Origin of the sequence: Devosia alba, from assembly GCF_039938915.1 — a bacterium.
In the GTDB taxonomy this organism is placed as follows: domain Bacteria; phylum Pseudomonadota; class Alphaproteobacteria; order Rhizobiales; family Devosiaceae; genus Devosia; species Devosia alba.
This window is the reverse complement of the sequence record NZ_JBDUUI010000010.1, coordinates 135,080-145,783: the sequence shown is the minus strand read 5'-3', so window position 1 is coordinate 145,783 and position 10,704 is coordinate 135,080. Positions and strand designations below refer to the sequence as shown.

General features: G+C 63.3%; 10 protein-coding genes. All 10 read left to right on the top strand.

Going from position 1 to position 10,704, the window contains the following annotated elements:
• A partial coding sequence (locus ABFY71_RS15010; RefSeq protein ID WP_347946796.1) for a tyrosine-type recombinase/integrase occupies positions 1 to 487 on the top strand: 487 nt, incomplete at its 5' end.
• A 3-nt stretch (positions 488 to 490) separates the two neighbouring features.
• Positions 491 to 1,693, top strand: coding sequence for an IS91 family transposase (locus ABFY71_RS15005; RefSeq protein ID WP_347946795.1), 1,203 nt, complete (start codon positions 491 to 493; stop codon positions 1,691 to 1,693).
• A gap of 634 nt (positions 1,694 to 2,327) precedes the next feature.
• Positions 2,328 to 3,908, top strand: a complete 1,581-nt coding sequence (locus ABFY71_RS15000) for an ABC transporter substrate-binding protein (RefSeq protein ID WP_347946794.1) — start codon at positions 2,328 to 2,330, stop codon at positions 3,906 to 3,908.
• Complete coding sequence (locus ABFY71_RS14995; RefSeq protein WP_347946793.1) at positions 3,908 to 4,945, top strand: ABC transporter ATP-binding protein; 1,038 nt, start codon at positions 3,908 to 3,910, stop codon at positions 4,943 to 4,945. Before ABFY71_RS15000 ends, ABFY71_RS14995 begins: the two co-directional genes overlap by 1 nt.
• On the top strand, positions 4,942 to 5,811 hold the full coding sequence (locus ABFY71_RS14990) for an ATP-binding cassette domain-containing protein (protein ID WP_347946792.1): 870 nt from the start codon (positions 4,942 to 4,944) through the stop codon (positions 5,809 to 5,811). Before ABFY71_RS14995 ends, ABFY71_RS14990 begins: the two co-directional genes overlap by 4 nt.
• A gap of 2 nt (positions 5,812 to 5,813) precedes the next feature.
• Positions 5,814 to 6,536 carry a glycerophosphodiester phosphodiesterase gene (locus ABFY71_RS14985; protein ID WP_347946791.1) on the top strand — a complete coding sequence of 241 codons (723 nt, stop codon included), beginning with the start codon at positions 5,814 to 5,816 and terminating at the stop codon, positions 6,534 to 6,536.
• On the top strand, positions 6,533 to 7,969 hold the full coding sequence (locus ABFY71_RS14980) for an alkaline phosphatase family protein (RefSeq protein WP_347946790.1): 1,437 nt from the start codon (positions 6,533 to 6,535) through the stop codon (positions 7,967 to 7,969). Before ABFY71_RS14985 ends, ABFY71_RS14980 begins: the two co-directional genes overlap by 4 nt.
• Complete coding sequence (locus tag ABFY71_RS14975; protein WP_347946801.1) at positions 7,966 to 8,904, top strand: ABC transporter permease; 939 nt, start codon at positions 7,966 to 7,968, stop codon at positions 8,902 to 8,904. The genes ABFY71_RS14980 and ABFY71_RS14975 overlap by 4 nt, the downstream gene beginning before the upstream one ends.
• The gene (locus ABFY71_RS14970; protein ID WP_347946789.1) at positions 8,901 to 9,806 is read left to right on the top strand and encodes an ABC transporter permease; all 906 of its coding nucleotides are present in this window, start codon (positions 8,901 to 8,903) and stop codon (positions 9,804 to 9,806) included. Before ABFY71_RS14975 ends, ABFY71_RS14970 begins: the two co-directional genes overlap by 4 nt.
• On the top strand, positions 9,803 to 10,588 hold the full coding sequence (locus ABFY71_RS14965; RefSeq protein ID WP_347946788.1) for an HAD-IIA family hydrolase: 786 nt from the start codon (positions 9,803 to 9,805) through the stop codon (positions 10,586 to 10,588). Before ABFY71_RS14970 ends, ABFY71_RS14965 begins: the two co-directional genes overlap by 4 nt.
• Positions 10,589 to 10,704 lie beyond the last annotated feature (116 nt).

Below are 10,704 nucleotides of genomic sequence, written 5' to 3'. Positions count from 1 at the left end.
GCGCGTCTCCGAGGTTGCCCACCTCAAGGTCGATGATATCGACAGCACCCGCATGCTGATCCGGATCGAAGAGGGCAAGGGGCGCAAGGACCGCAACGCCATGCTTTCGCCGCAGCTTCTGGAACTGCTGCGGCTGTGGTGGCGCGAGGGTAAGCGGCGGGGCGTCATGCTGCCCCATGGCTGGCTGTTCCCGGGCCGCTCTTGCACCGATCCGATCTCGCCGCGGCAACTGCATCGTGCGGTGCAGGAAGCGGCCGAGGTCGCCGGTATCCGCAAGCGGGTCAGCCCGCACACGCTGCGGCACAGCTTCGCCACCCATCTGCTCGAGCAGGACGTCGATATCCGCGTCATCCAGGTGCTGCTCGGGCACAGCAAGCTTGAGACCACCGCGCTCTACACCAAGGTCTCGACCCGCACGATCCGGGCGGTCGCCAGTCCTTTGGACCGGTTGATGGCACTGATGGAGGACAAGCCACCACCGGCCTGACCGGTGCGCGCCGCCATCGAGGTCGCCGATATCTTCCGCGCAGCTGGTCCTGCCTATCGGCTCGCCCATGCCGGGCATCTGAGCCTGGACCAACTCAAGGTCATGTCGGCGATCGAGACCTGCCGCACCGCTGCCCTGGGCGGTCACGTTGAGGCCTGCACGGACTGCGGGCATCAGCGCATCGCCTATAACAGCTGCCGCAATCGGCATTGTCCCCGGTGCCAGGGCGCTGCCGCACGCATCTGGCTGGAGCAGCGCGAGGCCGACCTGCTGCCGGTCGGTTACTTCCATGTCGTGTTCACGCTACCGGCTGAGGGCGCCGATATCGCCTTCCATAACAAGGCGCTGGTCTATGATCTGCTGTTCAAGGCGGCATCGCAGACCATGCTGACCATCGCGGCCGATCCAAAATACCTGGGCGCCCGCATCGGCATCACCGCTGTGCTGCACAGCTGGGGGTCGGCCATGACCCACCACCCGCATATACACATGATCGTGCCAGGTGGCGGGATTACGCCGGATGGACGTTGGATATCGTCGCGGCCGGCCTTCCTGCTGCCGGTGCGGGTGCTCGGCGCATTGTTCCGGCGATTGTTCCTGACCCGGCTGGTGGAGCTCCACCATGCCGGACAGCTGGCCTTCTTCGGCAAGTTGGCAGGGCTCAGCGATCGCCGCACCTTCCAGCGTCACCTCGCGCCGATCCGCAAGAAGCGCTGGGTCGTTTATGCCAAGGCGCCCTTTGCCGGGCCAGAGGCGGTGCTGGCCTATCTCTCGCGCTATACCCATCGGGTCGCGATCTCGAACAGCCGCCTTCTCCAGTTCGACGGCAGCGAGGTCATCTTCCGCTACAAGGACTATCGCCGCAGCGGCGACAACAGGCAGCAGATCATGACCCTGGCCGCCAATGAGTTCATACGCCGCTTCCTGATCCACGTTCTGCCGCGCGGCTTCCACCGCATCCGGCACTACGGCCTGCTCGCCAGCTCGGCCCGCAAGGCCTGCATCGTGCAGGCCCGTGAGTTGCTTGCGGTCGCACCGGCGCCGGACGACGCCGGGATAACTCAGGAACCCGCCGATCCGCGGCCACCATGCCCGTGCTGTGGCGGCACTATGGTGATCATCGAGACCTTCGCCCGGGGCTGCAGGCCGCGCGCACCGCCTGCAGCGCGACAGCCAAACCGGGAGAACATCCATGACCCGGCATGACCTGCTTGTTCATACGGCCGCGCTACCTCGTGGGCCGACGGGATGGTTCGCGCCCAGCACCGCAGTGACCGGCGTTATGCCCGCCGATCTCGTCAACACCGCCACTGCCGACGCTCGAATGCAGCCCGGACGACATCAACATGGCGGGCTCGCCACGCCCAATCCCTAAGCTCTTGGCACCCACCCGATGACACCAAATCGGAAATCCCCATAGCGCAGCGCATGCGGACCGCGGCTTCCTGCATGGGTGGCTTTGCGACGCCAAGAGGCATCTCAAACCCTTCACCATTCCGGTCGTTTCCGTCTGACCGTCAGTCCCTGAAAGCGGCCATCTGCATTTGGCGTGGCCGTGTCACAACACCATCTAGGTTCGATCGTGTACCAGCACCTACCTGAAGTAGTGCCAGAACCGGGTCGTTGGGTTTTCAGCATCCGCTGACGCCAGGTTCTGGCGCTTTCGTGCGCGCCACGAATTGCCAGAAACCACTGCTGCAAGGCTCTACCACAGGAGGTGCTTCCCAAAGTCCTGCCAGGATGCAGTTTGGATTTTTGCAAAACTGACATGTCGCTGTCGTCCAACTGTCAGACCATTGCCTTAGCTACCCGGCCAATCCATCCGCTGCGGGGCCGTTCAATGACCACTTCCACATTTCTCCTAAAGACCTTTCTGAAAGCAGCAGCGCTCCTGCTGCTCGCGGCCACGTCATCGCTTGCGATGGCGCAGGAACGCCCCGACCTCGTCGTCGGCGTGGCTGACCTGCCGGCAACGCTCGAGCCCGGCAAGGAACTTTCCAACGTCGGCACGCGCGTCAACTACAGCGTCTTCGATACGCTGATCCGTCGCGACTTTCTGTCGGCCGAGGGCGGCGGCGGCTCAACGCTGGTCCCCAGCCTTGCCACCGAGTGGACCCGCATCGACGACCTAACCCTTGAGGTCAAGCTGCGTGACGACGTGACCTTCCACAATGGCGCGCCGCTCACCGCCGAAGACGTCGTCTTCACGTTCTCGCCTGACCGTCTCAGCGGCGAAAATGCCGTCCTGACGGAAGGGCCTGCCTATTTCTCGGTCCTGGCCGAGGTCAAGGCGATCGACGCACACACCGTGCACTTCATCACCAAGGCACCCGATCCGCTGCTTGAGCATCGCCTGTCCTCCTGGGCCTCGTGGATCGTCAACAAGGCGGACTGGGAAGCAAAGGCCGCTACCGATGGCGGCATCCCGATGTTTCCCGTCGGCACCGGCCCCTTCATGCTCGATGAATACAAGGCAGACGAATCCATCCGTCTGGTTGCCTTTGACGACTATTTTGGCGGCGTGCCGACGACAGCGACCGTCACCTTCCGCGAGATTCCGGAGCCCTCGACGCGTGTCGCCGGTCTGGTCTCGGGCGAGTTCGACATCATCACCAATGTGGCGCCGGATCAGATCCCGCAGATCAATGGCTATGACGATATCGAGACCCGCTCGGTGGTGCTCGCCAATTCGCATGTCCTGGCCTATGGGACGCAGGATCCGGTGATCGGCGATGCCCGCGTCCGGCAGGCGATGAACCTGGCCATCGACCGTGACCTGCTCAACGAAGCCCTGTGGGGCGGCCAGGCCGTGGTGCCCAATGGACATCAGTATCCCGAATTCGGCGACATGTATAATCCGGACCACAAGGGTCTTGAGTATAACCCCGAGCGCGCCAAGGAGCTGCTGGCCGAAGCCGGCTATGATGGCGGCCTCATCCGTTACACCACCCAGCCAAACTACTATCTGAACGCCCTGCCGGCCGCCCAGGCCATCGTCGAGATGTGGAAGGCCGTTGGCCTCAATGTCGAGCTCAACGTCGTCGAAAACTACACAGGTCTCGACATGGCTAACCTGCAGGTCCGCACCTGGTCCAATTCCACCCGCTATCCCGATCCGGTCGGTGGTCTGTGGAACCTCTGGGGTCCGTTTGGCGGTCCGCAGCGCGGCGCCGGCAATTGGGCCGGCACGGAAAACCTCAAGCGCTTCAACGAACTGGGCCGCATCATCGAGAGCAATGTCGATCTGGAAGTCCGCCAGCCAGCAGCCTTCGAAATGCTCGAAATCTGGGAAAAGGATGCCCCCGGCACCATCCTCTACCAGCCGCTCGAAACCTATGGCGTGTCCAAGGACATCAACTGGCAGCCTTACACTTTCTACTACATGGACCTGCGTCCCTATAACCTCAGCTTCAACGATTGATGGTCAGGCTCTCCAACGCCAAAGGAGGCGGCGCAATTGCCGCCTCCTCGCCGCTTCCGGGCACCATCGGCGCCGCTCCTCTCCTTGAAGTGTCGCGCCTCAGCGTCCACGCCGGCTCCAATGCGCTGGTCGAGGACGTGAGCCTCTCCGTGCGGCCGGGCGAAACGCTTTGCCTCGTGGGCGAAAGCGGCTGTGGCAAAAGCCTCACCTGCATGTCCATGCTCGGCTTGCTCGATGATAATCTCTCCCTTGGCGGCTCGATCAGGCTCTTCGGCACCGAAACCGTCGGTGCGCCGGAAAGCGTGCTCAACAATCTGCGCGGCAGCGACGTCGCCATGATCTTCCAGAACCCCATGGTCTCGCTCAATCCGGTGCAGCGCGTCGGCGCCCAGATTGCCGAAGCCATTGTCGAGCATACGCCGCTGCGCGGTGCCACCGTCGATCGGCGCGTGGTGGAACTGCTTGACCAGGTCGGCATCCCCAATGTCGCGCGCAACAAGAGTTACTATCCGCACCAGCTCTCGGGCGGCATGTGCCAGCGCGTCATGATCGCCATGGCACTGGCCTGCAAGCCCAAACTGCTCATCGCCGACGAGCCGACCACCGCCCTCGACGTGACCATCCAGGCCCAGATCCTGCGGCTGTTGCGCGATCTGCAGGTGGAACTCGGCCTTGGGATCGTGCTGGTCACCCATGACCTCGGTGTCGTGGCCGAGATCGCCGATCACGTTGCGGTCATGTATGCCGGCCGCGTGGTCGAAGCATCCTCGGTCGACGCGCTTTTCGAAAATCCGCGTCATCCCTATACCCGCGCCCTCATGGGCAGCCGCATTGGCTTTGGCCGCCAGCCGGGCACGCCGCTCGACGCCATCGGCGGCACCGTACCCGCGCCTTCCGCCCGCCCCATCGGTTGCAATTTTGCCCCACGCTGCGCCATGGCCAGCGAACGCTGCCAGGTCGATCCGCCCCTGCTGCGCTACGGCCAGCACGCGGTCGCCTGCCACTTTTCCGGACTCGAGAGCGGAGTGGGCGCATGACTGACGGCGAAAGCGGCGTTGTCGCCAGCAATCTGGTTCAGGCTTATTCGTCTGGCCGTAAGCTGTGGGGCAAGGCAGATGAATTTCGGGCGGTCGATCGCGTCAGCCTCACCATCGCCGAGGGAGAGACCCTGGGCATCGTCGGGGAAAGCGGCAGTGGAAAATCGACGCTTGGGCGGATGATCGCCGGTATCGAGGCGCCGACCAGCGGCACGGTAAGCTTCTGGGGCCAGCGCTACGCCAAGGTGGGTTCGCCCGACTGGCGCCGTCAGCGCCGCGATGTGCAAGTGGTGTTCCAGAATCCGGCCGCCGTCGTCGATCCGCGCTGGACCATCCTTGCACAGGTGCGCGAGGCGCTCACCACGCATGAGGCCCTTGCCGCATCGGAGGCCGATGACAAGGCCCAGGCCATGCTGGCTCTTGTGGGGCTCGGGACCATGAGCAATCGACTGCCGCACCAATTGTCCGGCGGCCAGCTGCAACGCGCCGTGATTGCCCGCGCCCTGGTGCTCAAGCCTCGCCTCGTCATCTGCGATGAGGCGGTCAGCGCGCTCGACGTTTCCGTACAGGCGCAGATCATCAACATGATGCTGGAGCTGCGTGAACGGCTCAATCTGTCGCTCATGTTCATCTCGCACGACCTTTCCGTGGTCCGCCACATCAGCCACCGGGTCGGCGTCATGCATGCCGGCCAGCTGCTCGAAATCGGCGACTCCCGGACGCTCTTCGAAAACCCCCAGCATGATTACACGCGCCGACTACTCGCAGCCATTCCGGCGGACAGCCCGCGTCAGCGACGGGAGCGCGACATGAACGCCTTCGCCCCTCTGGCGGCTGCCAGCTCCCCTTCTCCCATCCAGGCCTAGTTATGAAAATCATCGCACATCGCGGCGACAGTGCCAGCTTTCCCGAGAACACGCCCGAAGGCTGGTCGGCGGCCTTCGACAATGGCGCTTATGCCATCGAAGGCGATATTCGCCTTTCGCAGGACGGCTTCTGCATCTGCGCCCATGACGCCGATCTGCGCCGGCTCTTCGACCGCCCCCAGCGACCCGAGGACCTGCCGCTCGACGAACTGCTCGGGCTGAGAAATGCAGCGGGCGGACGCATCGTGGAACTGGCAGACTTTCTGCGCCATGCCAGCGACAACCATGCCATATTGCTCGACATAAAGGACGAAACACCGCCTGCCCTCGAGGCCATCTGGAAGGCGATCGAGGAGACCGTGCCGGCGCCTCAGCGCCTGCTGGTCATCGCTGGCTGCCATACGCTCGACGCGGTGAGGTTTTTCGCCACAAAGGCAGAGACCGGCATTCTTGGCTTCATCCCCGATCCTGACCAGGCCGAGGTGTTTTTCAGCACCGGCGCCAGTCTCATCCGGCTCTGGGAGCGCGACGTCTCCAGCGATCGCGTGGCCCAGCTACAGGCCCTAGGCGCCGAAGTCTGGGTCACAGCGGGTGGCAGCGGCACTACCCATGAAACGGGCTACACCGCCCCGCAAAACCTCGCCGCCCTGATTTCTGCCGGAGTCAGCGGCGTCCTCGTCAACGATGTCGCATCGACCAGCTCGATTTTGGAGACTGCAGCATGAGCACCGGCTCAACACTTCTCGTGACCTTTGACGGGCTGCGGCGCGATCGCGTCTCGGCCGAGCTCATGCCCAATCTTTTCTCGTTCATGGACGAGGGCAGTGACTTTCTCAATTCACGCTCGATATTTCCGAGCGAAACCCGGGTGGCCGTCACCTCGACCATGGCGGGCTCCCCGCCTGGTGCCCATGGCGTCGTCGCCAACCAGTTCATTCATGCCGTGCGGCCCGACGACCTGTTCCGCACCTCCGAATGGGAGGACCTCGAGCTTGCGGCCCAGGCCGGGCAATTGCTCGATTGCCAGACCATGGGCGAGCGCATGGCTGCGGCCGGCCGGACCATGGCTGTGGTCAGCACCGCCACCAAGGGCGCTTCGCGCATGATGAACTCAAGCGCTCATGCCCTTGGCCAGCCGGTCTTCTCGGTCCATGGCATGCCGGTTTCAACGCCCGACCTCCATGCGGCCGTCCTTGCACAGCTTGGCGAAATTCCCCCTGCTGCTGCGCCCAATAGTGCACGCGTGACCTATGCGACGCAGGCGCTGATGGAGGTTATCTATCCCCGCCATAATCCTGATTTCTGCGTGTTCTGGATGAACGAGCCGGATACGAGTTCACACAAGTTCGGCGTCACCGGCGTCGAGACCGAAGCCGCTCAGCGCATGGCCGACGAGAACTTTGGCCGTATCCTCGCCTGGTGGCAGGCCGGCAACGGCCCCGAGAACATCGTGGTCATGTCCGACCACGGCCAGATCACCGGCCATGCCCAGCTCGAGACGCTCGACATCATTCCCGCCGAGTTCGGTCGTGCCTCCATAGGTTCGTTCAGCGGCATCTATCTCGACGACGCCTCCGATGCGCGCAAGGCCGAGGTCGTGGACTGGCTGGTCCGTCAGGATTTTTGCGGCTTGGTGTTTGCCTCCGATACCCAGGGCGAGGCAATTGGCGGCGCCCTGCCCTGGTCGGCAGTGCGCAATGACCACGCACGGGGCGCCGATGTCGGGTTTACCCTGCGCGCCACCAATTGCGACGAGCAATGGGGCCCCGAGATCGACGGCTGCATTTTTGCAACTTGGATCACGCCGGGCGGTGGCATGCATGGCGGACTCAATCGCGGCGAACTCGCAACCGTGCTGGCGGCGCAGGGCCCGGCCTATCGCCGGGCGTTCAAGTCGGATGTGCCCTGCTGGCTGCCCGACATCATCCCCACCGTGCTCACCACGATGGGCCTTTCCACCATAGGCAGCGAGGGCCGGCCGATGGTCGAGGCGCTGGTCGGCGAGGATGCCCGCTTCGGTACGGCCCCGATCGTGGAGCAACGTTTGCTCAGCGCGACCCGGCACGGGCATGAGCAATATCTTCGCCAGTGGGTGATCGAGGGCAAAACCATTGTCGACTGCGGCTGGACGGCGGGAACGGGAGCGTGGCGCAAGTGAGTCTGCAATTCCTCCTCACCAAGCTCCTGCGCGGGGCGATGACACTGCTGCTGGCGGTGACCTTCGTCTTCATCGTGCTGCGGGCCTCAGGCGACCCGGCACAGATGATGCTTTCGGATGAAGCCTCGCCCGAGTCGATTGCCGCCTTCCGTACGCGCTGGGGGCTCGATGGTTCCTTAATCGAGCAGTATGTCACCTATCTCTCGGCTATTGTGCAGGGCGACTTCGGCGACAGTTTCCGCGACGGTAGACCAGCCCTGCAGGTGGTTATGGAACGTATCCCGGTGACCCTGCAACTGGGCATCACCGCCCTGCTGGTCACCCTGTTGCTGGGCATTCCCGCCGGCATCCTGGCGGCCCTGCACCGCGGCAAGTGGATAGACCACGCCGCTATGTCCTTCACCATTTTTGGCCAGAGTGTGCCAAATTTTTTTCTCGGCATCATCCTGATCCTCATCTTCTCTATGACCTTACGCTGGCTGCCGAGCTCCGGCACCGGGAGTTTCTGGCATCTGCTGATGCCTGCCCTGACGCTGGCCACGGCAACGGCGGCCACGGTGGCCCGCTTCACCCGCTCGTCCATGCTGGACGTCCTGCACCAGCCCTTCATGCGGACCGCAAAGGCCAAGGGCATTCCCCATGATCGGCGCGTGCTGCGCCACGCGCTGCCCAATGCCGCCATTCCCGTGGTGACCGTCGTCGGCATGCGCATTGGCGGCCTGATCGGCGGAGCCGTCACCATCGAGACGGTGTTTGCCTGGCCCGGCGTCGGCATGCTGCTGGTCAATTCGGTCAACCAGCGCGATCTGGCCGTGGTCCAGGCCGTGGTCCTGTTGATCGCCCTCACCATGGTCGTGGTCAATCTTACCGTGGACCTCGCCTATGGCTGGCTTGATCCGCGCATAGAGCTGCACAACAAGAAGGCAACCGCATGAGCAGCCTCGACCTATCGCCAGTTGCTGGACAGCTGCGCCGCCACAGCTGGCTGACCCGGATTTGGAAAGCGCGTCCCCCCGTAGTGATCGGCCTTTGCCTCGGCTGGCTGGCCCTGGTTGTCATCGCTGCCCTGTTTGCCGAATTCCTCGCCCCTTTCGGCTTTGCCGAGCAGAGCCTGCTCACCCGCCTCAAGCCGCCAGCCTTGATGGGCGGGCCGGCCCAGAACCTCTTCGGTACCGATGATCTAGGGCGCGATGTATTCAGCCGGGTCATCTATGCCATGCGCACCAGCATTCTGATCGCCATCATGGCGACGGTGATCGGCGCCACGGTGGGCACTGCGCTGGGTATCGTCGCCGCCCATTTCCGCGGCTGGGTCGATGACATCATCATGATGCTGGTGGATTTCCAGGCCTCAGTCCCCTTCCTGATCGTCGCTCTGGCCGTGCTGGCCTTTTTCGGCAACAATTTCCTCCTGCTGATCGTCCTTATCGGGCTGTTCGGCTGGGATGGCTATGCGCGCATTGCCCGTGGCCTCGTGCTCTCCACCAATGGCCAGGGCTATGCCTTCGCCATCCGTACGCTGGGTGTGCATCCGGCAAAGATCTACATCCGCCATGTCTTGCCCAATATGCTCGGCGTCATCATGGTGCAGATCACCCTCAATTTCCCGGAGATCATTCTGCTTGAAACCTCGCTGTCCTTCCTGGGCCTCGGCGTCCAGCCGCCCGGCACCAGCCTTGGCCTGATGCTCGGCGAGGGGCGCAACTACCTGACGACAGCCTGGTGGATGGGAATTCCGGCCGGCGCGGTCATCTTTTTGACCACCCTCGCCATCAGCCTGGTCGGCGACTGGCTGCGCGACATGCTCGACCCCAACCTCGGAAACAAAGACCTATGACTGCTCCCCTCCCCCAACGGCTCGGTTCGATCGACGAGCTCAGCTTTGCCGCCGTGCTTTCCGATCTCGATGGTGTGGTCTATCGCGGCGAAGAAGCCGTGCCAGGCGCGGTAGACCGCTTCAACCGCTGGCAGGCGACGGGAATTCCCTATTGTTTTGTCACCAACAATGCCGAGAAATCCGCCGAAGTCTTTGCCGAGAAGATCCGTGGATTGGGCATCGACTGTGGCGCGGAGCAGGTGGTCACGTCGGGAGACGTGGCGCTGCAGTATCTGCAAGGTCAGTTCTCGCCGGGCGACGGCGTCTATGTGATTGGCTCGCAGTCGCTCAAGGAGCGTGTCCGCAACCTTGGCTTTCGCCTGGTGGACATGGGTGCCGCGGCGGTGCTTGTCGCCCTCGATCGCAACTTCGACTATTCGATGATGACAACGGCGTTGGGCAATATTCTGGGCGGCGCCAGGCTGATCGGCACCAATCCCGATCTCATTCGTCCCCTTGCGGACGGCTTCGAGCCCGGCGCAGGCGCCATCGCGCATTCCATAGCCGTCTCATCTGGCGTGGCACCGATCTTTCTGGGCAAGCCGGAGCCAGAAATCATCCAGTCGGCGATCAAGCGAATGGGCATCGCCGCGGAGAGCTCAATCATGCTGGGCGACAAGCTCGATACCGATATACTCGCCAGCCAGCGCGCTGGAGTGAGGTCGGTCTTCATGGAAACCGGCGTCCCGCTGGACACAAGAAGCACTGTCAGGCCCGACTATATTCTTGCCCGCCTCTGTTAATCGAAATCTGCACTGACATCGTCCGCAACGCGCCCCTTTTCGGCCGTCCAATCGGCTGACGGATTTTTTCGCGCTGACTGAATGGGCGCACTACTTCTGGCATTTCAGTCATGGCG